This window comes from Hydrogenophaga soli (assembly GCF_054777695.1).
Window position 1 is genome coordinate 224,758 of the sequence record NZ_BAAHAK010000003.1, and the last position, 26,761, is coordinate 251,518.

Below are 26,761 nucleotides of genomic sequence, written 5' to 3' on the forward strand. Positions count from 1 at the left end.
CCCGCATGAACGCCCTTGTCCCCGCACTGGCCGCGCTGGCGGGCCAGCCCCACACCCTGCATGCCCTGCACCACCCCGAGCGGGCCTGGCCGCAAACCAACTGCTCGGTCGACCTGATGGTGGAACTCGTGGCCGCCCATGGCCACGACCCGGTGTGGATGCTGGCCTTCACCCTCATCCAGGACTTCGAGGGCGACCATTTCAGCTTCTTCAAGGTGCCCAGCGACGACATGGAAGCCCTGTACGGCCTGTCCGTCCACGAGCTGGCCGTGTGGGACGACCTGCAAGGCCATGTGCTGGCCCAACTGAACCTGGACCGCGTGGTGCTGGTCGAGGTGGACGGCTACCACCTGCCCGACACCCAGGGCGTGACCTACCGCGAAGCCCATGGCAAAACCACCATCGGCATCTTCGGCATGGACACCGACGCCCGCACCCTGGACTACTTCCACAACGAAGCCCGGGGCCGCCTGCAAGGGGACGACTTTGACGGCGTGCTGCAACGCCAGCCCGGCCAGCAAGGGCTGCTGCTGCCGTACACCGAAATCGTCAAATCCAGCGGGCAAACCCACCCCCAACCCGCGGCAGAAGCCTGGCGGCAGCTGCAACGCCACTGGCAACGCCGCCCCACCCAAAACCCCTTCCGCGCCTACGCACAAGCCCTGCCCCGGCACCTGGAGGTGCTGATGCAGCGCGGACAGGCCTACTTCCACGCCTACGCCTTCAACACCCTGCGCCAGTTCGGGGCCAACTTCGGCCTGATGGCCGCGCTGCTGATCCGCTGGCCCCACACACCCTTGGCCCAGGCGGCGCAACAGGCCGAACACATCGCCAACGAGGCCAAGGTGCTCCAGTTCAAACTGGCCCGCGCCGTGGCCCGCGGCAAGCCCGATGCCCTGGTGGACGGCGTGCTGGCCCTGGCCGATGTGTACGACACCCTCCAGCAGCACCTGGCCCAGGCACTGGCCCCCAACGCGGCAGCCCCCGCACCATGATCCGCCTGGACCACGGCTGGACGCTGTGCGAAACCCCCGCCAATGCGTGGGACCTGCCCCCACTTGGCGGCACTGGCACCGATGCCCATGCGGATACGCAACGCGAGGCCCCAAGCTGGTGGCCCGCCACCGTGCCCGGCACCGCCGCATCGGACCTGGCCGCCGCAGGCCAATACCTTGCGTCGCAGCCGCGCCCCTTGCACGACCACGACCTGTGGTACCGCCACAACCTCACCGGCCACGGCCCCCACCACCTGCGGTTTGAGGGCCTGGCCACCGTGGCCGAGGTGTTTCTGGACGGTGTGCGCCTGGCCCGCCACACCCACATGTTTGCGCCGCTGGAACTGCCCGTCACCCTGCACGGCAACCACACCCTGCACCTGGTGTTCCGCAGCCTGGGCCAGCACCTGCAAACCCTCAAGCCCCCCCGCGCCCGGTGGCGCGTGGCCATGGCCGAACCGGCCCAACTGCGCGCCATTCGCACCACCCTCATTGGCCACCTGCCCAGCTGGTGCCCCCCGGTGGACGTGGTGGGACCGTGGCAACCCGTCACCCTGGTGCAGCCCGACGACGTGACCGACGTGCGGCTTGCCGCCCAGCTCGACGGCGACACCGGCCACCTGCGCGTGCACCTGCGCAGCGCCCGTGCGCTGCACGGCTGGCAGGTGCATTGCCACGGTCAGCACGCCCCGCTGGTGGCCGCAGCGGTGGCGGACGACCCTGCCGCCCGCCCCCTCTGGCAAGCCCAACTCACACTGCCCACGCCTCCGCGCTGGTGGCCACTAGGGTACGGCCCCGCCATCTTGCTGGACGTGACGCTGTGCCCCCCCGACACGCCTGCCAGCCCAGCCCCCACCGCGCCCACAGGCCCTGACACGCCCGCCCCCCCGCTGCTGCGGCCCATGGGCTTGGGCCGCGTGGGTTTTCGCGACGTGACGGTGGACCGCCAGGCCGATGGCAAAGGTTTTCAGCTTCGGGTCAACGGCGTGGCGGTGTTTGCCCGCGGCGCGGTGTTCACCCCCGCCCACCTGCTGGACCCCGCCCACGACGCCGCCAACCAGGCGCAGTTGCACACCCTGGCCCACCTGGGGGTGAACATGGTGCGCCTGCCCGGGCCGCTGAGCTACATGGGGCCGGGCTTTTTCGACACCTGCGACACCCTGGGCCTGATGGTCTGGCAAGACCTGATGCTGGCCAACTTCGACTACCCCTGGGCCGACCCCGGCTTTGCCGCCGACCTGCTGCAGGAACTGGACGCCCAGGTGGCCACCCGGGCCGGACACCCCAGCCTGGTGGTGGTGTGCGGCGGCAGCGAGATTCACCAACAGGCCGCCATGCTGGGCCTGCCCGAGGCCAAGCGCCGCATCCCCTTTTTGGAAGACACCCTGCCCGCCTGGTGCGCCACCCACTGCCCGGGCCGCGTGGTGCTGCCCAGCACCCCGTGGGGCGGCGCGTTGCCGTTCTCGGTGCGCGAAGGCGTGTCGCACTGCTTTGGCGTGGGCGCCTACGAGCGCGACCTGGGCGACGCCCGCCGCACCGCCCCCCGCTTTGCCGCCGAATGCCTGGCCCTGGCCCACGTGCCCGAACCCGTGTCGCTGCACGCCCTGGGCGTGCCCGCCGTGCACCACCCCGACTGGAAGGCCGGCGTGCCCCGCGACCGCCACGCCAGCTGGGACTTTGAAGACACCCGCGACCACTACCTGCAACGCCTGTTCCAGGTGGACCCCCAGGCACTGCGCCGCACCGACGCGCAGCGCTACCTGGCGCTGTCGCGCGCCGTGTCGGCCCACGTGCTGCACCAAACGCTGGCCGAATGGCGGCACCCCGGCTCGCCCACCGCAGGGGCGCTGGTGTTCACCTCCACCGACCTGCGCACCGGCGCAGGCTGGGGCCTGCTGGCCGTGGACGGCGAACCCAAGGCCGCGGCCCAGGGTTTTGCCCAGGCCGCCCAGCCCCTGGCCCTGCTGCTGACCGACGAGGGCAACGACGGGCTGGACATCCACCTCGTCAACGACCACCCCCACGCCCACGCCTTCACCCTGCACGTGGCGCTGCTGCGCCAGGGCCGTCAGCCGGTGGCCGAAGGCAGCCTGCCCGTGCAGGTGCCTGCGCATGGGCACCTCAGCCTCAACGCCACCGAGGTGCTGGGCGCGTTTGCCGACGTGACCTACGCTTACCGCTTCGGCCCGCCCGCGCACGACGCCGTGGTGGTGACCGCCACCCCCGAGGCTTCCGAACCCTCCGAGCCCCTGCAGGCCGTGCACTTCCCCCTGGGGCTGAACACCGACCGCACCGAGCTGGGCCTGAGCGCCCACCTGGTGTCCACCCCCCAAGGCTGGTGCCTGGAACTCAGCACCACCACGCTGGCCCGGTTTGTCCACATCCAGGACGACAGCCACCGCCCGCGGCACAACCACTTCCACCTGGTGCCCGGCCACCCGCGCCGGGTGCCCCTGCACCCCCGCCCCGGCAGTACCCCCACCCCGCCCCAAGGCACCGTGCACGCGCTCAACGGCCTTCAGGCCGTGGCCTATGGTGGCGCGCCATGACGCCCACCACCCTGCACGCCGTGGCCTGGGGCCGCAGCCGGGGCTGGCTGCACCGCCCCGCGGCTGAAACCCCACGGCAAGAACCGGTGCTGATGTTCGGCCCCCACGGGGCTGAAGACCTGTGCGCCCGCCACAGCCTGGCCTGCCTGGCCGACCAACTGGCCCACCAAGGCCACTGGGTGCTGCGCGTGGACCTGCCAGGCACGACAGACGCCCTGGGCAGCCTCACCGACCCCGCGCTGTGGCCCGAGTGGATAGACGCGGGCGTGGACGCCCTGCGCCTGCTGCTGGCCCAGGCCCAAACCCCCACCGCCTGTGTGCTGGGCCACCGCCTGGGTGCCCTGGTGGCCCTGGCCTGCGTGGAACAGGCCAGCCAGCAAGGCTTGACCGTGCCCCGCCTGGCCCTGCTGGCCCCGGTGCTCCAAGGCCGCCAACACCTGCGCGAGCTGCGCACCCTGGCCGACCCGGGCGCCACCGGCCTGCAAGTGACCGGCATCGCCTGGGGCGACGAGCTGCAAAGTGCCCTGTCTGCGGTGGACGCCACCACCCGCCCGCCCCCACCCGGCGTGGCCCAGGTGCTGGTGGGCCTGGCCCAACGCTCCAAGGCCTGGACCCAGTTTGAAGCCCTGTGGGCCCCCGCCACCCAGCTCACCACCGTGCCCTACGACGACCTGGACCAGCACATCGGCAACCCCTTGTTCAGCCGCCCGCCCGTGGCGCTGTGGCAGGCCTTGGCCGAGTGGCTGCACCAGCCCCACCCGGCCCTCGACGCGCCCGCCAACACCCATGGCACCTGCGCAACGGCACCGCCCCTGCCCCTGCCCAGCGCCCGCTTGGCCGACACCGGCTTTGTGGAAACCGGCCTGCTCATCCCGGGCGAAGCGCCCATGGCCGCGGTGCTGTGCGAAGCCACGGCCAGCCCCGCCCACCCGGCGGCAGGGCCGCGCCCCGTGGTCATCCTGTGCAACACCGGGCGCAACCCCCACCACGGGTGGTCGCGCAGCTGGGTGGACCTGGCCCGCACCCTGGCGCAGAACGGCTGCCACAGCCTGCGCTTTGACCTGCCCGGCGTGGGCGACAGCCTGCCGCTGCCCCAGCCCCCGCAAGAGCTGCTGTACAACGACCAGATGCTGCCCCACCTCCAGCGCGTGGTGGACCACCTCAGCCACACCCACCCCAGCCACCCGCTGGTGCTGGTGGGCACGTGCAGCGGGGGTTACCTGGCCTTTCACCACGCCCGCACCGACCCGCGCATCCGCCACCTGCTGCTGGTCAACGTGCAAAAGTTCGTGTGGGTGCCGGGCACCTCGCTCGAAGCGGTGATGCGCAGCACCACCCGCTCGGCCCACGCCTACGGCCAACTGGCCTTGCAAGCCGACACCTGGAAACGGCTGCTCCAGGGGCAGGTGAACTGGCAAGGCATTGCCGCCAAATTCGGCCACATGGCCTGGGCACGGCTGCAAACCCTGGGCCGCCGCCTGCGCCGTGCCACCCTGCGGTGGCTGCACGCCCCCCAGGCCGACACCTGGCCCACCGACCCCCACGAACGGGTGCTGGAAGGCTTTGCCCGCATGGCCCAACGCGGCACCCGGGTCACCGTGGTTTACAGCGAAGACGACGGCGGGCGTGACGAATTCGCCCACTACTTCGGCCCGCAGGGCCAGCGCTTCACCCGCCTGCCCCACACCCGAATGACCCTGGTAGCGGGGGCCGACCACCTGCTCACCGCCCCCGACGCCCGGCGGGTGATGCACGCCGAGGTGCTGCAAGCCTGCCGTGCGCTGATGTGAGGCGGCCCCCCCGCCGCTCAGCCGCTCAGCCCACCCAGCGCCGCCACAGGCGCACCAGCAGCGGCGGGTGGTGCAGGGTGTACGACTTTTTCACACGCTCGGGCACATGCCACACCGCGCTGTTGCCCTGGTGGAACACCGCCGTTTCCCCGGGGTGGATGGTGAACTGCTGGCCGCGGTAGGTCACCTGCACCTCGCCCTCCAGCAGGTAGACCACCTCGTCGGCCTCGAAATGCCATTCGAAGGTGCTGGGGCCGTCACACGCCCAGATGCCGCTGCCGGAATGCCGCCCCGGCGAATCGGTGTAATGCGCCGCCCGAAACGCAGGCCGCCCCGCCTGCACCGTGGCCGGGGCATCGGCCAGCGGCTGCAAAGGCATGGGCTGGGCCACCGCAGGCGTTTGCAGGGGCAAGGCCCGCACATAACGCGCCGCATCCAACACCTGCGTGCCCGCCACGGTGAGCACGCCGCCCACAGCCATGGCCATCACCCAGCGCCCCATAGACCCGATTTGATTTGACATGTGTTGGTATCCAATCAATAGCAAACTTTTCTTATACAGAAAGCGGTAGGTAGCAAAAAAGTATCAAAAACTAAGCACACCAGTGGGCTTGCACTGTGCGCTGAGAAAACACGGGAAAACACCGCCGTCTGCCCGCCGCCCCCCGATTCCATGGACCCATCTACCGCAGCTCAACGCCTCACCTCAGACCGCCTGGGCCTGCCCCATGAAAGGATCGGATGGCGGCTTTGCACGATCTCACCTGACTCGTTAGGAAGGTGATTCATAAACTTCGGCTTCCTCGCCAAATTCCAAAACTGCCGCCGTTCGAACAAGTGCAGGATATGCGAACCAGTACTGAACCGCCCCGAGGCGGTTCAAGCACTGACCTGCCGCCCATCTGATTACATGGTTAACTCCTTGCCTGCAATTGCACAAAAGCGGCCTCAGAGCAAGTCCATGAGCTCCTGCGCCAATCCAACCCTCAGCTTTCGCAGAAGAGCCCAAGGGCGTTGAATCTTCGAGCGACCGTCTGACGAGAGGACGCTTCCCCATTGGTCGAGTTGGTCGGCATACAGATGGACCTGATTCGCCTTGCGCACCGCGCTCACAAGCACCACTTCGTCGGGCAAGAGGACTCGCTGCAGCCGTGGCAGCTTGGCAGCCATGCCCAGTCCTGCGGGGTCGAAGTCGAAGTAGGCCCAAACCGGTGCGCTGCTAGCTTCCAGCAGACGTGACACTAGATCTGCCCTGAAGACCCCATCACCCCGAAAGATGGCCAGCACATCCAGCTCCTGGTATTCGATCCAGAGGTTGCGCTCCAAAAACCGAAGGCTCTCGAGGTTCTCGACCACGAGAAGTACGTCGGCGCGAATCTCGCATACCTGTTCCAGGGTGAGCACTTGGTAGCCCACTGACGGCACGGGGTCGCCCTTGTATTCACAGCGACCGTGGGCTGCTTTGACGGCGATAGAGTCTTGGTGGGGTGGTAGGGTGCCAGCTTTCTCCTGCGACGGGTTGTTCAATCCCGCCTGCGATCGCCGTAGCGCCTGCGCAGCAGGCTCAATGGCAATGCCGGCAATCGTCAACATCTGACGCGCACGATCGGCATCAGCTTGGCAGAACTCGAAACGGCTCCCAATGTGCTGGCCCATGCCAAAGTGACGACAGAAGTGCTGAGACGCCTGGGAAGCTCCCTTTTGTCCGGCCCCCTTGGCTACCAAGTCTTGCAGAAATGCAATATCGCGTGAAGAAAGGCTCATGAGTTCAATCCATCCGATCGAGAGTCCTGTCGACAAGCGTGGGCATCCGTAAACATGTCGTTGTACTCCCCTGGTGTACGCGGACGGGCCACCACCTCAACTTGTAGTCCGGTAGAGGCCATCTGAGCGCAGGCGTAGAGCAGCCACTCCTCGTCTGTGACAGTTCGCTCCAAGCCGAAGGTTTCTCCAAAACGTTCTCGCCACTCCAGTAATGATGCGGGTTGTTCGTTGTCGTGATGATCGAGGCTTCGGATGTGCACAACGTAAGCATCGATGAGTTCGTCTATCGGATCGACCTCAGGCTCGACAACTGCCTGGGTAGTGTTGAGCACCTCTGGTGACTCGATAGGATCAGGTTTGGGCGTGATGGTGATGGGCGGAAGGCGCTTGGCCCCAGCAAGGATCCCTTGAGTGACAGCAATGTCGTTGTCGGAGACATCCACGTTCCAGGTGGCCACCAGCCCGACCGGTGTGACCATGCGCTCTGCAGCTTCGGGCGTGACGTCCAGCTCAAAGCCGTCGCTCATCCTGTTCTTCGACAGCCATAGCGCCACGTTGGCAAGGTTGCGCTGGCGCTGCTCGATCTGGCGCAGCGCGAACAGGTTCTTGGAGACAACGCGCTGGATGTCACCAATGCGGGCGGTCCAGTCGGTCAGGCGGGAGAGGATTCGGACATTGAGCAGTCGGCGCACCTCGGGCAGTTGCAGTCCGACAGCCTCTTGCTCCATTTCCTGGACCTTCGCGTTCAGACTCACGATCTGACGGCTGAAGCGGCGCACCTCCGCGACGTAAAACTTGTTTTCGCGAATCTTGCCCGCCACGGAATCCACGTCACCGAAGTTTGTCGTGACCTTTGCACTGAGCATCTGCAGGTTCTGGTCCATGAAGAACCCGATCCTCACGACCGCCTCGTCCAGCCTGTCCATCGCCCTATCTGCATCGCGTACTGAGCCCTCCCGGCGAAACTCGCGCAGGTTGTCGAACTCCAGCCGCAGTTGCCGGATCGGCATGTCCAGCTGGGCCAACTGACGAAAAGCGCCGTAGCTGACAACGTAGTCCCCGATGAACTCGCGTAGCAGGGGATTGAGGTAGTACGTGTCCTCGTCAACGGGCATAAGTGCACGCATGCGGATGAGTGCGTCCACACCCTTGTTGCGCTTGCCGCCAGTGGATACGGGCCCCTTGATGGCCTCGCTCACCAAGTCGCTGTGATCCGCCAGCGCCTTGAGCAGCTGCTGGATCAGGTTCGGCGCCTCAATCACCCACGGCTCCCAGGATCAGCTTCGTGATCGCTGTTTGCTGCACGAAGGAGGTCACTTTGCGGATCTGAGGCTTCGTCCTCGGCAAGGTCCGCATCGGCCAGTGCGTGGTCCGTGAGCTCCGGAACGTTTTCCACCAGGTACTGCATGACGGCATGCAGATGGTCAACTTTCCCTGTTATCTGGTAGGTCTCTGTCGAGGAATTGGATAGGACAAGGTAGCCATCGGTTCGCAGCCGCTCAAGCATCTTGCGCAGCAGCTCGTTGTTCGAGAGTCGGGCGTCTGCCCCTGGAATACGAAGTTCGCGAAGTCGGCTCACCAGGGTGGTGTCCTCGTTGACCTTGATGAGGATGTCGGCCAGCTGGACGTAGTCGCCTGGAACACCGCGGAAGCCCTCTTTGGCCAGACGCACCAGATTGAGCATCTCCACCAGCAGACCATAAACGTCGCGGAACCGCGCAAGGTCTGCCTTGACCTTGTTGACCTGTTCGTTCGTGTGCACCTGCAAGGGCGCCACAAAGAAAGCTCCATCAGCGCCCAGTCGAGACAGGCGTCGGTCGATGTTCTGCAACCATTGGTCGACCCGCTCAGGCTCACCGGCATCACTCAGGTCTGCGTAGGCTTCGGGGAAGGCGTATTGACATACGAAGTGGCCAGCGAGCAATGTGTTGAGGGTCTCAGGCTTCATGGGCAACTCCTGAAGACATCTCAACACCTTGATGCTGTGGCTCCGCGTGAGCCCGTTTTCCTGACCTGGCCTGCGGCGCAAACATTCCGATAGAGCCGCGGTCTTTGAAGACGTAGCGGCGGGCAAAGTGGCGGAACTCGGCATGGGTGAGGGTGGGCGAGGCGGTTACCGGATCTATTCGGTTCTCGCGCAGCGTGTCCATGAGACCCTTGAAGTTGCCCGGGTCGAACTTGCCGACCTCGTCGCTGATCCAGGGGATGTAGATGTCGTTGTCGCCCCGGATCATGTTGAGCATGCCCACGAGGAGGCTGATCAGGATGATCGCGTTGATGCCGGTGGAAGAGATGTGCTCGAGATCAGCCGGCCGACTGAAATGACGGGTTTGGCCGTTGACCGTCACGCTGCCCTTGAGGTCCACGTGCGCAGCAAGGTCCAGCTCCACCGTGGAGTCCTGGCGCAACAGCTGCAGGAACTTGGTCAAAGCGCTCGCCGTCTGGGCGTCTGGCAACTGGGCTCGATCATTGACCGCCGAGCTCGTCTCGTGTGCCCGGGCGACTTTGTCGATTTCATCGATCTCCCGCATGAGCGAGAGCTCGGCGAAGTTGGAGACGATCGCGACCTTGAGGCTCTCGATGCGGTGGAACTGGGCCACGTTCAGGCCGCGCTGCAGCTCCTTGTTGAAATGGTTGACCTCGCTCTCGAAACGGGTGATCACCCCTCGGAACTGCCGAACCTGATTCAAGATCGTGGTCACGTCGTTGATGACGTTGGGCAGCACCTGTCGCTTCAGGCCATCGTAGATGGCGCACAGCTCGGCGGCCTTGCCCACGAGCGACATCTCGCCGGGCAAAGCGTCCAGGCTGCGCTGGACATAGTCGGCCACAGAGCTTGTTTGACCAGTGAGTTGATCGCGGATAGGCGCATGCCGCCTACGGATCAGTGCTTCGCTGCCCTCGACCTGCGATCTTGCGCGGTTCAGACGTGCACGCAGATCTTCCAGGCTCTGCTCAGGATCCACGTCTCGCCAAGTCACCTCGCTCAATCCGCACTCGTCGAGCATGCCCTTGACGACGCTGATCTCTTCGATGAGCTTGCGCTCAAGCGACTCCAGTTTTTCCACCTCTTGCGTCAGCCGCTCCAGCTCCCGCTTTGCCTTTGCTTCGCACTCGGTGTACGCAGTTCGGGCTTTTTGATGTTCACTTTGCGCGCTGCTGGCGGTCGAGTTGAGCTTGACCAGGATCTGATCGCCACCCTCGTTGAGCCACTGCCGCCACAGATCCACCGTAGGGCGGCGAGCGGTGATGGTGCGTATCTCGTTCCTGAGGTCGTTCGCCTGCTTACGAATCTCAGCGAGCCGGACGGGATCAACGCCTGCAGCGTTCAGACTCGCATCGCGGTCGGCTTCAAGGGACTTGACGGAAGTCTCGCCTTTGGCTTCTGCATCTCGCGCCTCTTGCTCGATGGAATCGATGGCTTGGTTCATCGCATCCCTATGCTGGCGAAGCTCTTCGTCGAGCGATGCGGCGACCTCACTTCGAGCAGTTCTGAGTTGGCTCGCCCCATTGGTCAACTGGCTGCGAAGTTCACGTAGCTGATCGGCGAGCTCTTGTGCCCGCTGGGTCCCGTTCCGCTTCAGCTCTGCGACCTCAATGCGGCATTGTTCGTCAGCGTCCGCTTCCTGTTTACGCGCGCTGTCTTGGCGCGACACAGCGATCGAATGCTCGGCTTGAGCCTCATCCAACGACGTCTTTTTCTTCCGAGCGTTCTCTGCGGCTTGCTGAAGCAGCTCTTTATCCTCAACCAGGCGACCTCTGGCTGCAGCGAGCGTGCTCTCGGCTTGGGCGAGCGCCTGGCGCAACTGCGCATCGTCCGACCAGATGGGCTGAGAGATGGCCGTGGTGCCCATCTGCCAGCCGAATGCCGTACCAGGATCGGCATTGGGGTGGTGCGTCGGGGATAGATCGGTGCGTGAGAGCAACGAGGGATCCAGGATCTTGGCGAGATCCGCTTTCCAGGCTTCGTCAGGGTGTGAGCGAAGAGCGCTCAGCAGGGTCCCGTCGGCGGGGTTCAGGCGGGACTGAGCCTCAACCACGTCCGACTGAGCGCCTTTGATTCGTTGTTCGGCTCTTTCGACTACGCCGTCAGCATCGCCTTGCTCGCGGACTGCGCGCTCCCACGCCGACCTTGCTCTAGCGAGAGTATCCGTGGCTTCGAGCAAGCGTTGATCGGCCGCTCGAACCAATACTCGTGCGTCCGCTTGGGCATCAGAAGCCGTGCGGCTGGGTTGAGCTGCCTCGATCTGTGCATCAAGCTTGGCCTTGCCTTCGACCAGATGGTCGATCTGTAGCTTGAGATCGGCTTCAATGGCTGCGAATTCTGCCGTCAAGCCTTCCTCCTGCACCTTCGATGCCTTGCGAAGGGCATCCTCCGCATCCTTTGCGCGGGACCGGATGTCGTCCTTCGACGCCCGAAGCCGGCTGGCAGCGTCCCTCGCTGCGTGTCGGGCGTCGTTGACGAGATTGGTAAATCGAACTTCAATGTCGGCTGACTTGCCGGACATCGCCTCTGCACTGGAGTCGAGGCCCTGAAGCGTGACCTGCATCTGATCCAGTCGATCGAGGGCGCGAGCCCATTCCTGGACCTCCGATAGATGAAGCGCCCCCCGGCGTGCATCTTCTTCGCGCACTTTGTTGGCGCAGGCATCCTTGTGGTTGGCTGCCCTCTCGACATCTGCTTGCAACGTCTCTAACGTTTGCTGGGACTGAACATTGTGTGCATTCATGTCGCTGCGCGCTTGTTTGAGCGAGTCTTGGGCCGCAGCCAACCGCTCACGGCGCAGCTTGAGTGCGGGAGCAACCTCCAAGCGGACGGCGCGAAATGCCATCTCTGCTTGGTTGTGTTGTTCGAGTCCATCGCGAAGCAGCCCGACATCCTTGGCCATGCCGAAGGCGAGGTCCAAGGCACTGCGATCGCGCAGCCAACGAGTGATCTGATCTTTGCTCTGGCGCAGTGTGACTTTCTGTCGACTGGGGGCATCGCCATGCGTGTTCAGACGCTCTTGGACGATAGTGATGGCCAAGCGAACAAAGTCCTTGAAGTCCAGCCGTTCCTTGGCAACCGCTGCGATCAAACGATCCAAGTTGGTGAGGCGTGTTCCGAAGCCATAGACCACGCTCATGCGACGCAAAGCCTTGGCGTCTTGCGTTCTTGCCTCAGTCCCCAGGATCACCGCCCGGTACTCAGCAATATCGAGTTGGCGAGAACATTCGACCCCCATGGAGAAATAGGCGTCCACCATCTGCTTGTCATCACAGAAGATCTGACGTCCTTGCTCATCGGAACGCAGGAAAGCCTCCTCTCGAAAGCCTCCGTTGATGAAGCGGTAAACCGGTCTGTGATCGTTGTCGGTGCGACGCAAGACGGTGCAGCGCAAGTCGTGTGCTTCATCTGCGCCGCACTGGTACTCGTAGACGATCGCGCTGTAGGGCATGGGCAGTACGAACTTGAGCATTGGCTCACGCCCGCCGACGGCCTCTGTGATCTGGCTTGGAAGAGTGCCAAAAAAAAGTGGGAAGAGCTCGAGCGTCGTGGTCTTGCCAACCGCGTTCTCACCAGTAATGGAAGCACCGCCTCGCGGATCGATCTCATTGATGCTGGCCGAAGTGAAGTTGCCACTCGTGCGCGTGTTCACCAGCAACATTCGTCGAAGTCGAGAAGTCAATTGCTTTATCTCCTACCTGTCATTTCGAAATGAATGGACGCCGTGCCGCATCGCATGGATCTGGGGACACGATCAGAACAAGAGCAAACACCAGTTCAGAATAGCCAAAAAAGCAGCCAGTACGAGCCATCGCCTTGTGAATGAGAGCGCCAGTCAGTTGACGTTGATTCACTCGGGTTCGAGCAGAGATCCGTTTCACGTTTCGCCCCAACTCAATGCATCCCGCAGAACCTGCGGAATCGAACGGACGGTGTGGAATGTTCTGGTCACGATTTCCTCCTGAAAGTGTCGCCCTGCACGTTCTCCGGCGCAGTTCTTTTGGCCCCACCAATGTAAAGGCTGCCACGGCCACGGCCACGGCCCCGGCGCTGGGGCTGATTGCCACCGCACCAGCCAAAACCTCATACCAAAAGTGCACCTAGCTCTTGATACACAAGTGCAAGCAGCTACAAAAAGTGAACCATCCTCCCAGCCCCACTGTGTACCGCTCACCACACCCGCGGCGCTGACATGCACGCACACCGAGGTGTGAACAGCCCCCAAAAACACAAACGCCCTGGAACCCAGGGCGTTTGCATTCACTCTCGTTTTAATAGCTGCCTACGCTTTATTTAAAAGCGCAAGAGGCCAAAAACATTCACAACATCACACCAGCAGCGCGTTCACGCGGCGCACGTAGGCGGCGGGGTCTTCGGGCAGGCCGCCTTCGGCCAGCAGGGCCTGGTCGAACAGGATGTGGGCCAGGTCGTCGAAGTGGCTGGAGCCGTCCAGCTTTTTCACCAGCGCGTGTTCGGCGTTCACTTCCAGAATGGGCTTGCTGTCCGGGGCCTTTTGCCCAGCGGACTTGAGCAGGCGCGCCAGCTGGTTGGACATGTCGTGGTCTTCCACCACCAGGCAGGCGGGGGAGTCCACCAGGCGGGTGGTCACGCGCACGTCCTTGGCCTTGTCCTTGAGGGACTCCTTCAGCTTGTCCAGCACGGGTTTGAAGGTTTCGGCGGCGGCTTCGGCGGCCTTTTTCTCTTCTTCGTCTTGCAGCTTGCCCAGGTCCACCGCGCCCTTGGCCACGCTTTGCAGCGGGGTGCCGTCGAAGTCGTGCACGTAGGACAGGGCCCACTCGTCCACGCGGTCGGTCATCAGCAGGACTTCAATGCCCTTTTTCTTGAACACTTCCAGCTGCGGGCTGTTCTTGGCGGCGGCCAGGCTGTCGGCGGTGATGTAGTAAATGGCCTCTTGGCCTTCCTTCATGCGGGCCTTGTAGTCGGCAAAACCCACGCTCACCGTGTCGGTGCTGGTGGAGGCAAAGCGCAGCAGCTTGGCGATCTTGTCGCGGTTGGCAAAGTCTTCGCCCAGGCCTTCCTTCAGCACGGCGCCGAATTCGGCGTAGAAGCGGCTGTACTTGCCGGCCTCTTTCTCGGCGGCGGCCTTGTCTTCGGCGCTCAGCACGTCGACAACATCGTTGCTTTGGCCGTCGGCCCCTTCAGCGCTGGGCAGTTGGTCTTTCTTGGCCAGGTCTTCCAGCATGGACAACACGCGGCGGGTGTTGCCTTCGCGGATGGCCTTCACGTCGCGGCTTTCCTGCAGCAGCTCGCGGCTGACGTTCAGCGGCAGGTCAGCCGAATCGACCACGCCCTTGACCCAGCGCAGGTAGGAGGGCATGAGGGCCTCGGCGTCGTCCATGATGAACACGCGCTTCACGTACAGCTTGAGGCCGCCCTTCTTGTCGCGGTTCCACAGGTCGAACGGGGCCTTGGCCGGGATGTACAGCAGCTGGGTGTACTCGGTGCTGCCTTCCACGCGGTTGTGTGTCCAGGCCAGCGGGGCCTCCTGGTCGTGGCTGATGTTCTTGTAGAAGTCGGCGTACTGCTCTTCCGAAATGTCTTTCTTGGCGCGGGTCCACAGGGCGCTGGCGGAGTTGACGGCTTCCCACTCGTCTTTCTGCACGTACTCGCTTTTCTCCTGGTCCCACTCTTCCTTTTGCATGAGGATGGGCAGGCTGATGTGGTCGGAGTACTTGCCGACGATGGATTTCAGCTTCCAGTGGCTGAGGTACTCAGATGCATCCTCACGCAGGTGCAGGATGACGCTGGTGCCGCGGGCGGCGCGGGTGATGGTTTCCACCTCGAAGTCGCCGGTGCCACCGCTGATCCAGCGCACGCCTTCTTCGGCCTTCAGACCGGCGCGGCGGCTTTCCACGGTGATCTTGTCGGCCACGATGAAGCCGGAGTAAAAGCCCACACCGAACTGGCCGATGAGCTGGGCGTCCTTCTTCTGGTCGCCGCTCAGGCGGCTCATGAAGTCCTTGGTGCCGCTCTTGGCGATGGTGCCCAGGTGGTCGATGGCCTCCTGCGCGCTCATGCCAATGCCGTTGTCGGTGATGGTGAGGGTCTTGGCCTCTTTGTCGAAGGCCAGGCGCACTTCCAGGTTGGGCGCGTCTTCGTACAGGGCGTTGTTGTTGAGGGCCTCAAAGCGCAGCTTGTCGCAGGCATCGGAGGCGTTGGAGACCAGCTCGCGCAAAAAGATTTCCTTGTTGGAATACAGCGCGTGGGTCACAAGGTGCAGCAGCTGGGCCACTTCGGCCTGGAAGTTCAGGGTCTGTTTGCTCATGGTGTCGTTCAACAAAAAAAACGGCGAAATCGGGCAGTGGCAGGGCCACCGGGTGGCGGCGGCCACAGGGGCCTGTGCCGCCAAGGCGCTGAAGTGGGGACGGTCAGGCCGGTTTCAAGCCCTGGCGGTGGGTGGCGTGGCCAGCCAGGTGCGCAGCTGCTGCGCCACCGCTGGGCTGCTCAGCAAGCCCAGGTGGCCCAGCTTGTGAAACACCCGCTGGTGCCCCGCCCCGAAGGCCAGCATGCGGCGCGGGTCGGTGTGCTGGCCCAGCGCGCTGCGCAGCGGCACCAGGCCGTCGCCCACCAGCCGGTCGGCCAGCAGGCCGCGTTGCGGGGCCAGCGTGGCCGCCACGGCAAAACAGGCCACGCCCGGCGGCAAGGGCACCTGTTGGCCGGAGGCGGTCACCCGCCCGTGGCGCAAGTCGGTGATGCCCGCGCTGCGCACCCGGCCCAGCGCCGCAAACGGCGCGGTGAAGCGGGACAGCCCGGGCGCCTGGGCCAGAAAGGTGTCCACCCAGGCCCCGGCCTGCTCCAGCGGCGAACCGTGGTGCGGCGTGCCCAGACACACCAGGTGGCTGAGGTGGGGCAACCATGCGGCCCCGGCCTGCTCTGCCACTTGGCAGGCGCTGCGGGCCACCAGCCCGCCCATGCTGTGGGCCACGATGCGCAGGCTTTGCACCGGCATCGGCCAGTGCGCCACCAAATCCTGCAACACCTCGGACAGGCGCTGGCCGTTGTCGGCCACATGCAGGCCGGTGTTGTAGCGCAGGTACAGCGGGGTGCAGCCCAGCGCCTGGGCCAGCACCGCGCCATGGTCGTGCCCGTGGCGCAGCCACTGGTGGTCATTCATGCACAGGCCGTGGATCAGCACCAGCAGGTGGGGCGAGGGGTTGGCCACGGGCAAGGCCAGTCCCCCTGGGCCCTGCACCGTCATGTCCAACGCCAGCGGGTTGTGGGTGGCGGCCAGGTGGTCGCCCAGCACCCCGTTCAGGATGGCGATGACCTGTTGGCGCTCGGAGCCGTCGGGCTGGGCGGTGGCGTCGGGGGGCAACAGGGCTTGCAACACCCGGTCCAGCCCCAGGCCCACCAACAGGCTGGTGTTGCGGATGCTGCGGTACACCAGCCCGGTGAGCCCGGTGGTGCGCCCCGGGGCGGTGGGCAGGCCCATGCTGCGGTGCACCGCGTGGTGCACGCCCTCGGTGATGTTGACCACGCCTTGCGTGGCCGCAGACGCCAGCTGAACCGCCGCCCGCAGGTCAGAAGGTTTCATGGGCACCCAGGTAGCGCCACTGCCCGGCGGGCAGGTTGCCCAACACCACGTTGCCCATGCGGATGCGTTTGAGGCCCACCACCTTCAGGCCCACCTGCTCGCACATGCGGCGGATTTGCCGCTTCTTGCCCTGGCGCAGCACAAAGCGCAACTGCTCGGGGTTTTGCCACTCCACCTGGGCGGGTTTGAGGGCTTCGCCGTCCAGGCTGAGGCCATGGCGCAGCAAGGCCAGTTGCTCCTTGGGGAAGATGGCCTGCACGTCGGTGCTCACCTCGCCCTGCACGGTGGCGTAGGTCACGCGCACCAGGTATTCCTTTTCGGTGTCGGAGTCTTCACCGATGAGCTGGCGGGCCACCCGCCCGTCTTGCGTCAGCACCAGCAGGCCCACGGAGTCGATGTCCAGCCGCCCCGCCGGGGCCAGCCCCTTGAGCTGATGGGCGTTGAAGCGGATGCGGCTGGTGTCGCCCGACCAATGGGTGCGCGGGTTGATGAGGGTGACCGCCGGGGGGTGGCCGTCCTCGGCCTGCGCCGACACAAAACCCACCGGCTTGTGCAACAGGATGGTGACCTGCTGCGCCTGCTCGCCCTTGGCCTGGGGCGCAATGTCGATGCGGTCCAGCGGCTGCACCAGCTGGCCCATGACGGCCACCTCGCCATTGACGGTGACCCAGCCTTTTTCAATCCAGGCATCGCCCTCGCGGCGCGAGCACAGGCCCAGCTCGGCCATGCGTTTGTTGAGGCGGATGCCCTCGGCAGCGCCGGTGACCCGCACCGCCTGGCCCGACGCGGCGGGCACACGGACAGCCGCGGGCGCGGGTGCTGGCGCGGCTCTTGGAACCGGGGCGGTGGCCGCAGCGGCCACGGGGAAACGGGCAGGCTGTTGGGGCCGCCGGGCATCAGGCCGTGCAGGCTGCGGGCGCTGGGGTGGCTGCGGCCTGCCCCGGGCAGGGCCAGCACCAGGACCCGAGCGGGGGCCGGCGCTGGGGCCAGAGCGGGGGCCGGTGCCGGGGCCAGGGCGCGCAGCGGCGGGTGGGGCCTTGGGCCATTCGGCAGCGGGGGGAGGTGCGGATTCGCTCTTGGCGGCCTGCAGGCGTTGCAGGGCCTGTTGGCGCTGTTGACGCAGCTTTTGCTGCTCAGGGCCCAGGCCCAGGGGTTTGCGTTCGGTCATGGGGGGATTGTCGGGGCAATGGGCCCCGTTGCCCTCTGCTATCCTGTCCCGCCCCCCCGAATCCCCCACTCCCTGCGCCCGGTCACCGTGTGAGCCTTGCCCAAGTTCCTTCATCCGACACTGCTCAGCCCCTTCGGGTGGAGGAGTGCCTGGGCGTGGACGCTTTCCGGGCCGTGCAGACCGACTGGAACACCCTGCTGCACCGCCTGCCCGGCCCCCTGCCCTTCCAGACACCCGCCTGGGCACAGGCCTGGATCAGCAGCTTTGGTGTGCGCCGCCTGTTGCGCCAGGACGAACCGCTGCTGTTGCGGGTGACCCAAGGCCCGCGGCTGGTGGCCCTGGCCCCCATGGTGCGCACCCGCTACCGGCTGTGGCCGCTGGGCCCCGCACTGGTGTTTGACCGCCCGGTGGGGGCCGACCCCAACCTGACCGAGCTCAGGGCCCCCCTGATCGAACCCGGCTGCGAGGCCGCGGTGGCCCAGGCGCTGCTGGCACGCGCCCGCCGGGTGTGGGGCTGGCACAAGCTGGAGCTGCCCGCCGCAGCGCTGGAGGCCACCCTGGCCCCGCTGGACCCCGCCCGTGTGCACCGCCACCGCCTGACGCCCATGTTCTGGCTGACGCTGCCCGACAGCTGGGAGGTCTTTCGCACGGGGCTGAAGCGCAACATCAAGGAGTCCCTGCGGCGCTGCTACAACTCGCTGGCCCGCGAGGGCAAGACCCCCCGGCTGGAGGTGGTGAGCGGTGCCGCCGCCATCGAGGGCCTGCTGCCCCTGTTCTGGCAACTGCACAGCCAGCGCTCCCAGCGGCCCGACACCGTGCCCCACCCCGACTATTTCGCACAGCCCCAGCACCGTGAGTTTCTGCGGGCGCTGCTGCAACAGGCCGAGGCCGAGACCGATGCCACCCTGCAACCGCTGATGTTTGTGCTGTGGGTGGACCAGGAGCGCGTGGCCCTGCGCCTGGGGTTTCGCACGCCGGGCAGCCTGTACCTGTACTACTCGGGCTACGAACACCGTTGGGCGCCCTACAGCGTCATGACCACGCTGGTGGCCGAGGTGCTGCAATGGGCCCTGGGCCAGGGGCTGCGCCACGTCAACCTGTCGGTGGGGCGGGACGTCTCCAAAACCCGCTGGTCCCCCCAGGAGCTGGACTATGCCGAGGTGCTGCTGACCGGCGGCAGCGGCCTCAAGGCCACGCTGCTGCGGCACGCCACCGCACTGGCCTGCCGCCTGACCCGCCACCCCTGAGCGGCCCCTGACCTGCCCATGCACTTGCCCCACCTGCCCGACGGCGTCCACTTTCTGGGTGCCCACGACCTGCCCCTGCTGACCCCCGCCTGGACGGCGCTGGCCGAAGCCCAGGCCGCCAACCCCATGGCCCGCCCGGAGTGGACGCAGGCCTACCTGGACAGCTACGCCCGCCAACGGCCCCACACCGTGTGCCTGGCCGTGTTGGTGCGGGCGGGCGAACTGCACGCGGTGCTGCCGCTGGTGCGCAAACGCACCTGGGGCCTGCCCTGCCTGGAGCTGCTGTCGTCCAGCGAGCTGTACGAACCCACCGAGCTGCTGTACCGCACCCCAGCCGCGTTGGCCGAGCTGCTGGACGCCACCCTGCGCCAGCAGGGCTGCCCTGTGGTGCTGGAGCGGCACCCGGGGCATGCCGAATCGCTGGACACGCTGGCCCGCGGCCTCACCGCCGCCGCGGCCTGCCGCCGACGCCCGCGCCCCGGCTCGCCCCGGGTGCTGCTGGATGGCAACCCCGACCATGTGCTGAACGCCGGGCGGCGCTCCGACCTGCGGCGCATGCTGCGCCGCGCCGAAAAACACGGCCCCGCACACTTTGCCGTGCTCACCCCCACCGAGGCCGAACTGCCCGCCCTGCTGGCCGAAGCCTTCCGGGTGGAGGCCGCCGGGTGGAAAGGCGCACAGCAATCGGCCTTGATGCAAGACCACGCGGCCAAGGCCTTTTTTGAGCGTTATGCCACGCTGGCCTGCCGTGCGGGCGTGTTGCGCGTGGCGACGATGACGCTGGGTGGGCAGACCGTGGCGGTTCAGCTGGACGTGGTGTGCGGCGGGGCCATCTGGCTGCTGAAAATCGGCTACGACGAGGCATTTGCCGACTGTTCCCCCGGCAACCTGCTGATGATGGAAGTGCTGCGGTATGCCTGCCAGCAGGGCCTGGGCGCGTGTGAATTCCTGGGGCTGGCCGCCCGGTGGACGCGGATGTGGACCGAGCTGGAATACCCCACCGAAAGCGTGACGCTCTACCCCCACCGCTGGGCCCAAGGCTGGCATGTGGGCGCCTTGGCGCTGCGCCGCGCCGCCACCCTGCTGCGCCGCCCCGCGGCGACGCATTTTGAAAGGACCCCCTCATGATCCGAGCGCTGGCCTCCCAGTCCATGCAACGGCTGCTGGCCCAGGTGGCCAAACGGTATGTGGCCGGCCCCACGCTGGACGACGCCCGCCGGGTGGCGCAGCGTTACCAGGCCCAGGGCATGGCGACCACGCTGGGCTACTGGGACCAGGAGGGCGAGCCGCCCGAGCAGGTGCAGCGCGAATGCCTGCAGGCCACGGCGGTGCTGACGCCGCCGCACTACGTGTCCATCAAACTCACGGCGCTGGAGGGCCCTGGCGGCTCGGGCCAATCACAAGCGCTGCTGGAACCCCTGGCCGCGCTGGCACTGCAACGCGGGGTGCGCCTGCACTTTGACGCCATGGGGCCGGAATCCGCCGCACCCACCCGCGCCGCGGTGGAACGCCTGGTGGCCCGGCATGGCAGCGCCTTGCAGGTGGGCTACACCCTGCCCGGGCGCTGGAAGCGCAGCGTGGACGATGCCGCCTGGGCCTCCGAGCTGGGCCTGGCGGTGCGCATCGTCAAAGGCCAGTTCCCCGACGCCGACGCCCTGGACCCCTTTGCGGGCTACCTGGCGGTGGCCCGCGCCCTGGCGGGCCGCCAAGCCCCCGTGGGCGTGGCCACCCACAACCCCGCGCTGTGCGACCAGGCCACCCGCTGCCTGTTGGACGCGGGCACGCCCATCAGCCTGGAACAGCTGCACGGCCTGCCCATGCGCCGCCAACGGACACTGGCCCAGGCGCGGCAGCTGCCCACCACCGTGTACGTGGCGTATGGCCAGGCCTACCTGCCTTACGTGGTGTCCAGCGTGATGCGCAACCCCCTGCGCCTGCTGCCCCTGGCGCGGCAGCTGCTGCCGTTCTGAGCGTTCCCGGGGCAAGCGCCGACGATCAGCGCTTGAGCGGGGCGCTGGCGCGCAGTGCCGCCAGGTCCAGCACCCGCAGGCCGCCGTATTCCACCTGGATCATGCCCTGCGCCTGCAGGGACGACAGCGCCTCGTTCACCCGCTGGCGCGACAGCCCCACCAGGTAGGCCAGCTCCTGCTGGGTGATGCGCAGCAGCTCACCCACGTTGGGGTACAGCACCGGGTTGACCAGCGTGGCCAGGCTGCGGGCCACGCGCAGATCGGGGTCGTTCAGGCGGTCAATTTCGCGCGCTGCAATGAACTGCCCCAGCCGCTCGTTGAGCTGAAGCATGACGAAGCGGTTGAAGCCCAGCGAGTGTTCGATGAGCCAGTGGAAGGTGTCCGACGGCAGGCCCGCCACCCGGCTCTTGCGCAAGGCCTGGATGTTGTAGCGGTACACCTCGCGCTTGAGCACCGTGCCCTCGCCAAACCAGCCGCCCGGGGCCACGCCGGTGAAGGTGATGACGGGGCCCTGCGAGTCGTCGTTGCTCATCTTCAGCAGGCCGTCGATCAAGCCGAACCAGTAGTTGGCGGGTTTGCCGATGCGGCAAATGGTGTCGCCGGGGCGGGTTTCGGACACGATGAGTGCATCCACCGCTCGCTCGCGCTCGGGCTCGGTCAACGCGGACAACCAGGCCACCGAGGCGAGTTCGTCCGGGGTCAGGGGCCGCGCCCGCTGTCGGAGCAAAGGAATCGTCGTCATGGCGAGAAATCGGAATTTTCCGGGTGGAATCTAGGGAAAGTCCTAGGAGGGCAGACCCTAGATTGTCGTCACAACGACAACATGGCGTCAAACCGACTCCTACCATGCGCTTCAACCACGGGCCAAGGCAAGCCCACAGAACACCAGGAGACGTCATGCGGACCACCTTCCCCCAATTGCTGATGGCGCACGCGGCCCAGCGACCGGATGCGGCGGCCATGCGCGAGAAGGAATACGGCATCTGGCAAACCACCACCTGGGGCGGCATGCTCAGCCTGGTGCAACACCTGGCCTGTGGCCTGCACCAGGCGGGCCTGCACCGGGGCGAGCACCTGGTGGTGATCGGGGCCAACCGCCCCCGCCTGTACGCCACCATGCTGGCCGCCCAGGCGCTGGGGGCCATTCCGGTGCCGCTGTACCAGGACGCCGTGGCCCATGAATGCGTGTTCCCCATCAACAACGCCGAAGTGCGGTTTGCCGTGGTGGAGGACCAGGAGCAGGTGGACAAGATGCTCGACATCCGCGAGCAGTGCCCCCAGCTCACCCACGTGTATTACGACGACCCGCGCGGCCTGCGCCACTACGACCAGGAGGGCCTGGCCGCACTGGACGAGCTGGCCGCCTCGGGTCAGGCCTTTGCCGGGGTGCACCCCCAGTTTTTTGCCGACGAGGTGCAAAAGGCCCAGCCCGATGACGTGGCCGCCATGTTCTTCACCTCGGGCACCACGGGCAACCCCAAGGGCGTGGTGCACACCCACTTCAGCCTGCTCAACCGCGCCGACGTGGGGGCCAAGTTCGACAAGCTGGGCCCCAGCGACGAGGTGCTGGCCTACCTGCCCCCGGCCTGGATCGGCCAGAACATCTTCAGCTACGCCCAGTGGTTGGCGGCGGGCTACGTGGTCAACTGTCCCGAGTCGGGCAGCACGGTCAACATCGACCTGAAGGAAGTGGGCCCCACCTACTACTTTGCGCCGCCCCGGGTGTTTGAAGGCCTGCTGACCAGCGTGATGATCCGCATGGAAGACGCCGGTGCCCTCAAGCGCAAGATGTTCCACACCTTCATGGACGTGGCCCGCCGGGTCGGCCCGCGCAAGATGGACGGCCAGGACGTGGGCCTGGTCGACAACCTCATGTACGCGCTGGGCAACCTGCTGGTGTACGGCCCGCTGCGAAACACCCTGGGCTTTTCCCGGGTGCGGGTGGCCTACACCGCGGGCGAGGCCATCGGGCCGGACCTGTTCAGCTTCTACCGCAGCATTGGCATCAACCTCAAGCAGCTCTACGGCTCCACCGAGACGGCGGTGTTTGTGTGCCTGCAACCCGACCACGAGGCCCGCGCCGACACCGTGGGCGTGCCCTGCGAGGGCGTGGAAATCAAACTGGCCGACAACGGCGAGCTGCTGGTGAAGTCGCCCGGCCTGCTCAAGGGCTACTACAAGAACGACAAGGCCACCGCCGAGGTGCTCACGCCCGACGGTTGGTACCACACCAGCGACGCGGGCTTCATCGACGCCCAGGGCCACCTGAAGATCATCGACCGCGTGAAGGACGTGGGCCGCATCCTGGGCGGGGCCAACGACGGGGCCATGTTTGCGCCCAAGTACGTGGAGAACAAGCTCAAGTTCTTCAGCCACATCAAGGAGGTGGTGGCCTTTGGCGACCAGCGCGACCGGGTGTGCGTGATGGTCAACATCGACTTCGATGCCGTGGGCAACTGGGCCGAGCGCCGCAACCTGCCCTATGCGGGCTACACCGATCTGGCGCAAAAGCCCGAGGTGTACCAGCTCATCAAGGAGTGCATTGAAAAGGTCAATGCCGACCTGGCGCAGGACAGCCTGCTGGCGGGCAGCCAGATCAGCCGCTTTCTGGTGCTGCACAAGGAGCTGGACGCCGACGACGGCGAGCTGACCCGCACCAACAAAGTCCGCCGCGGCTTCATTGGCGACAAGTACAAGGTGCTGGTCGATGCGCTGTACGAGGGCAAGACCGAGCAGTTCATCGAAACCGCCGTGAAGTTTGAAGACGGCCGCACCGGCAGCGTCAGCGCCACGCTGAAGCTGATGGACACCCAGACCTTTGCCCCCGTGAAAGCCGCAGCATGAGCAAGAAAATCGGTGAAGTCATCTTGGACGTCAAGAACATCAGCCTGCGCTTTGGTGGCGTGAAGGCGCTGACCGACATCAGCTTCAACGTGAAGGAGCACGAGATCCGCGCCATCATCGGCCCCAACGGCGCGGGCAAAAGCTCGATGCTCAACTGCATCAACGGCGTGTACACGCCCACCGAAGGCTCCATCACCTTCCGCGGCCAGACGTTCAAACACATGAACAGCCGCCAGGTGGCCGAGATGGGCATTGCCCGCACCTTCCAGAACCTGGCGCTGTTCAAGGGCATGAGCGTGATCGACAACCTCATGACCGGACGCAACCTGCGCATCAAGAGCAACATCCTGATGCAGGCCCTGCGCCTGGGCCCCGCCGAGCGCGAGGAGGTGGCCCACCGCGAGAAGGTGGAACACATCATCGACTTCCTGGAGATCCAGGCTTTTCGCAAGACGCCCGTGGGCCAGCTGCCCTACGGCCTGCAAAAGCGGGTGGACCTGGGCCGCGCCCTGGCCATGGAGCCGCAGGTGCTGCTGCTGGACGAGCCCATGGCGGGCATGAACGTGGAGGAAAAGCAGGACATGTGCCGCTTCATCCTCGACATCAACGACGAATTCGGCACCACGGTCGTGCTGATCGAGCACGACATGGGCGTGGTGATGGACATCTCCGACCGCGTGGTGGTGCTGGACTACGGCAAGAAGATCGGCGACGGCACCCCCGACGAGGTGCGCAACAACGAAGACGTGATCCGGGCCTACCTGGGCACCTCACACTGAACGCGAGGCACACCATGGCATTTTTCCTCGAAACCCTGTTTGGCGGCCTGATGGCGGGCATGCTGTATTCGCTGGTGGCGCTGGGCTTTGTGCTCATCTTCAAGGCCTCGGGCGTGTTCAACTTTGCCCAAGGGGCCATGGTGCTGTTCGCAGCGCTGTCCATGGCCCGCTTTTCGGACTGGATTCCCAAGTGGCTGGGCACCGACAGCCTGCTGCTGGCCAACCTGTTGGCGTTTGCGGTGGCTGCGGCCATCATGTTTGCCGTGGCCTGGCTGATCGAGCGGCTGGTGCTGCGCCACCTGGTCAACCAGGAAGGGGCCACGCTGCTGATGGCCACGCTGGGCATCACCTACTTCCTGGACGGCGCGGGCCAGACGATTTTTGGCAGCGACATCTACCAGATCAACATCGGCATGCCCAAGGACCCCATCTTTGTGCTGGAGTCGGTGTTCGAGGGCGGCATCCTCATCAACAAGGAAGACCTGATCGCCGCCGGCATTGCCGCCGCGCTGGTGGTGGCGCTGTCGCTGTTCTTCCAGAAGACCAGCACCGGGCGTGCCCTGCGGGCCGTGGCCGATGACCACCAGGCCGCCCAGTCCATCGGCATTCCGCTCAACCGCATCTGGGTCATCGTGTGGTGCGTGGCCGGGGTGGTGGCGCTGGTGGCCGGGATGATCTGGGGCTCCAAGCTGGGGGTGCAGTTTTCGCTGACCACGGTGGCGCTGCGTGCCCTGCCCGTCATCATTTTGGGCGGGCTCACTTCGGTGCCCGGCGCCATCATCGGCGGGCTGATCATCGGTGTGGGCGAGAAGCTGTCCGAGGTGTACATCGGCCCCATGGTGGGCGGTGGCATCGAAATCTGGTTTGCCTACGTGCTGGCCCTGGTGTTCCTGCTGTTCCGGCCCCAAGGGCTGTTCGGCGAAAAGATCATCGACCGGGTATGAATTTGTTTTAAAGGGCCACACCATGTTCTACCGCGAAAACGGCCAGTTCAAGACCAGCTACCGGGCTGACCAGCAGATCTTCCCCATTGCCCAGGACCGCTGGGCCATCCTGGCGCTGGTGGCGTTTGCCGCCGTGGGCGTGCCGCTGCTGTTCGACGAGTACATGTTCCGCGCCATCTTCATCCCCTTCCTGATCCTGGCGCTGGCCGCCGTGGGGGTGAACATCCTGGTGGGCTACTGCGGGCAGATTTCGCTGGGCTCCGGGGCCTTCATGGCGGTGGGGGCCTACATGGCCTACAACACCTTCGTGCGGGTGGAGGGCATGCCACTGGTGGTGGCCATCCTGTCGGGGGGTTTCTTTGCCACGCTGGTGGGCATGTTCTTCGGCATCCCCAGCTTGCGGGTCAAGGGCCTGTACCTCGCGGTGGCCACGCTGGCGGCGCAGTTCTTCTGCGACTGGGCGTTTTTGCGCATCGGCTGGTTCACCAACAACAACTCGTCGGGCTCGGTGTCGGTGTCCAACCTGCAGGTGTTCGGCCTGCCCATCGAAACCCCGGTGCAGAAGTACCTGTTCTGCCTGGCCTTCCTGGTGGTGTTTGCGCTGCTGGCCAAGAACCTGGTGCGCGGGGCCATTGGCCGCGAATGGATGGCCATCCGCGACATGGACGTGGCCGCCGCGGTCATCGGCATCCGCCCCATGTACGCCAAGCTCAGCGCCTTTGCCGTCAGCTCCTTCATCGTGGGCGTGGCGGGTGCACTGTGGGGCTTTGTGCACCTGGGCTCGTGGGAACCGGCGGCCTTCTCGGTGGACCGCTCGTTCTCGCTGCTGTTCATGGTGATCATCGGCGGCATGGGCTCCATCATGGGCAGCCTGTTCGGCGCGGCCTTCATCGTGGTGCTGCCCATCTTCCTCAACCAGTTCCTGCCGCTGCTGGGCGGTGTGGTGGGGGTGGAGATTTCCACCGCCGCGGTGTCGCACACCGAGTACATGGTGTTCGGTGCCCTGATCGTGTGGTTCCTGATCGTCGAGCCCCACGGCCTGGCCAAGCTGTGGAGCGTGGCCAAGCAGAAGCTGCGGCTGTGGCCCTTCCCGCATTGAGGTTTCAGTGTCTGCCTGTGCAGCTGGCGCACTTGCACAGCAATTTTTGCCCCTTGCGCTTGTGTGTGTT

Annotated in this window: 19 protein-coding genes; 10 read left to right on the forward strand and 9 right to left on the reverse strand. The window is 65.8% G+C overall.

Going from position 1 to position 26,761, the window contains the following annotated elements:
• The first annotated feature begins 5 nt into the window (after positions 1–5).
• From ACYVB7_RS06885 to ACYVB7_RS06895, 3 genes are read left to right on the forward strand one after another with little or no spacing between them, the layout of a single operon-like run.
• A complete protein-coding gene (locus ACYVB7_RS06885; protein WP_460505965.1) occupies positions 6–995 on the forward strand; it encodes a DUF1839 family protein in 990 nt (329 codons plus the stop codon).
• A complete protein-coding gene (locus ACYVB7_RS06890; RefSeq protein WP_460505966.1) occupies positions 992–3,544 on the forward strand; it encodes a glycosyl hydrolase 2 galactose-binding domain-containing protein in 2,553 nt (850 codons plus the stop codon). The genes ACYVB7_RS06885 and ACYVB7_RS06890 overlap by 4 nt, the downstream gene beginning before the upstream one ends.
• Positions 3,541–5,334, forward strand: coding sequence for an alpha/beta hydrolase family protein (locus ACYVB7_RS06895; RefSeq protein WP_460505968.1), 1,794 nt, complete (start codon positions 3,541–3,543; stop codon positions 5,332–5,334). The genes ACYVB7_RS06890 and ACYVB7_RS06895 overlap by 4 nt, the downstream gene beginning before the upstream one ends.
• Positions 5,335–5,359: 25 nt before the next feature.
• Here the strand turns inward: ACYVB7_RS06895 and ACYVB7_RS06900 are convergent, their stop codons facing one another.
• From ACYVB7_RS06900 to ACYVB7_RS06935, 8 genes are all read right to left on the reverse strand, one after another.
• Positions 5,360–5,857 carry a cupin domain-containing protein gene (locus ACYVB7_RS06900; RefSeq protein ID WP_460505969.1) on the reverse strand — a complete coding sequence of 166 codons (498 nt, stop codon included), beginning with the start codon at positions 5,855–5,857 and terminating at the stop codon, positions 5,360–5,362.
• A 425-nt stretch (positions 5,858–6,282) separates the two neighbouring features.
• Positions 6,283–7,098 carry a DUF7281 domain-containing protein gene (locus tag ACYVB7_RS06905; RefSeq protein ID WP_460505970.1) on the reverse strand — a complete coding sequence of 272 codons (816 nt, stop codon included), beginning with the start codon at positions 7,096–7,098 and terminating at the stop codon, positions 6,283–6,285.
• Positions 7,095–8,360, reverse strand: coding sequence for a hypothetical protein (locus tag ACYVB7_RS06910; RefSeq protein ID WP_460505971.1), 1,266 nt, complete (start codon positions 8,358–8,360; stop codon positions 7,095–7,097). The genes ACYVB7_RS06905 and ACYVB7_RS06910 overlap by 4 nt, the downstream gene beginning before the upstream one ends.
• The gene (locus ACYVB7_RS06915) at positions 8,357–9,046 is read right to left on the reverse strand and encodes a condensin complex protein MksE (protein WP_460505972.1); all 690 of its coding nucleotides are present in this window, start codon (positions 9,044–9,046) and stop codon (positions 8,357–8,359) included. Before ACYVB7_RS06915 ends, ACYVB7_RS06910 begins: the two co-directional genes overlap by 4 nt.
• The gene (locus ACYVB7_RS06920) at positions 9,036–12,746 is read right to left on the reverse strand and encodes an ATP-binding protein (RefSeq protein WP_460505974.1); all 3,711 of its coding nucleotides are present in this window, start codon (positions 12,744–12,746) and stop codon (positions 9,036–9,038) included. Before ACYVB7_RS06920 ends, ACYVB7_RS06915 begins: the two co-directional genes overlap by 11 nt.
• Before the next feature lie 666 nt (positions 12,747–13,412).
• Positions 13,413–15,371 (reverse strand): Hsp90 family chaperone protein, encoded by a 1,959-nt coding sequence (gene htpG / locus ACYVB7_RS06925; RefSeq protein ID WP_460505975.1) that lies wholly within the window; start codon positions 15,369–15,371, stop codon positions 13,413–13,415.
• A gap of 114 nt (positions 15,372–15,485) precedes the next feature.
• On the reverse strand, positions 15,486–16,640 hold the full coding sequence (locus tag ACYVB7_RS06930) for a PGAP1-like alpha/beta domain-containing protein (protein WP_460505976.1): 1,155 nt from the start codon (positions 16,638–16,640) through the stop codon (positions 15,486–15,488).
• On the reverse strand, positions 16,627–17,808 hold the full coding sequence (locus ACYVB7_RS06935; protein WP_460505977.1) for a pseudouridine synthase: 1,182 nt from the start codon (positions 17,806–17,808) through the stop codon (positions 16,627–16,629). Before ACYVB7_RS06935 ends, ACYVB7_RS06930 begins: the two co-directional genes overlap by 14 nt.
• A gap of 89 nt (positions 17,809–17,897) precedes the next feature.
• On the opposite strand from ACYVB7_RS06935, the gene ACYVB7_RS06940 reads away from it, so the two are divergent.
• From ACYVB7_RS06940 to ACYVB7_RS06950, 3 genes are read left to right on the forward strand one after another with little or no spacing between them, the layout of a single operon-like run.
• Positions 17,898–19,055 carry a GNAT family N-acetyltransferase gene (locus tag ACYVB7_RS06940; RefSeq protein WP_460505979.1) on the forward strand — a complete coding sequence of 386 codons (1,158 nt, stop codon included), beginning with the start codon at positions 17,898–17,900 and terminating at the stop codon, positions 19,053–19,055.
• Positions 19,056–19,073: 18 nt separating this feature from the next.
• Complete coding sequence (locus tag ACYVB7_RS06945) at positions 19,074–20,183, forward strand: GNAT family N-acetyltransferase (RefSeq protein WP_460505980.1); 1,110 nt, start codon at positions 19,074–19,076, stop codon at positions 20,181–20,183.
• Complete coding sequence (locus ACYVB7_RS06950) at positions 20,180–21,025, forward strand: proline dehydrogenase family protein (RefSeq protein WP_460505981.1); 846 nt, start codon at positions 20,180–20,182, stop codon at positions 21,023–21,025. The genes ACYVB7_RS06945 and ACYVB7_RS06950 overlap by 4 nt, the downstream gene beginning before the upstream one ends.
• A 25-nt stretch (positions 21,026–21,050) precedes the next feature.
• Here ACYVB7_RS06950 and ACYVB7_RS06955 read toward each other — a convergent pair whose 3' ends face one another.
• Positions 21,051–21,767, reverse strand: coding sequence for a Crp/Fnr family transcriptional regulator (locus tag ACYVB7_RS06955; RefSeq protein ID WP_460505983.1), 717 nt, complete (start codon positions 21,765–21,767; stop codon positions 21,051–21,053).
• 155 nt (positions 21,768–21,922) lie between these two features.
• Here ACYVB7_RS06955 and ACYVB7_RS06960 point away from each other — a divergent pair, with 155 nt between their 5' ends.
• The 4 genes from ACYVB7_RS06960 to ACYVB7_RS06975 are packed head-to-tail and all read left to right on the forward strand — an operon-like array spanning position 21,923 to position 26,691.
• Positions 21,923–23,869 (forward strand): AMP-dependent synthetase/ligase, encoded by a 1,947-nt coding sequence (locus ACYVB7_RS06960; RefSeq protein ID WP_460505985.1) that lies wholly within the window; start codon positions 21,923–21,925, stop codon positions 23,867–23,869.
• Positions 23,866–24,648 carry an ABC transporter ATP-binding protein gene (locus ACYVB7_RS06965; RefSeq protein WP_460505986.1) on the forward strand — a complete coding sequence of 261 codons (783 nt, stop codon included), beginning with the start codon at positions 23,866–23,868 and terminating at the stop codon, positions 24,646–24,648. Before ACYVB7_RS06960 ends, ACYVB7_RS06965 begins: the two co-directional genes overlap by 4 nt.
• A gap of 14 nt (positions 24,649–24,662) precedes the next feature.
• Positions 24,663–25,592, forward strand: a complete 930-nt coding sequence (locus tag ACYVB7_RS06970; RefSeq protein ID WP_460505988.1) for a branched-chain amino acid ABC transporter permease — start codon at positions 24,663–24,665, stop codon at positions 25,590–25,592.
• Positions 25,593–25,614: 22 nt separating this feature from the next.
• On the forward strand, positions 25,615–26,691 hold the full coding sequence (locus ACYVB7_RS06975) for a branched-chain amino acid ABC transporter permease (RefSeq protein ID WP_460505989.1): 1,077 nt from the start codon (positions 25,615–25,617) through the stop codon (positions 26,689–26,691).
• The last annotated feature ends 70 nt before the right edge of the window (positions 26,692–26,761 follow it).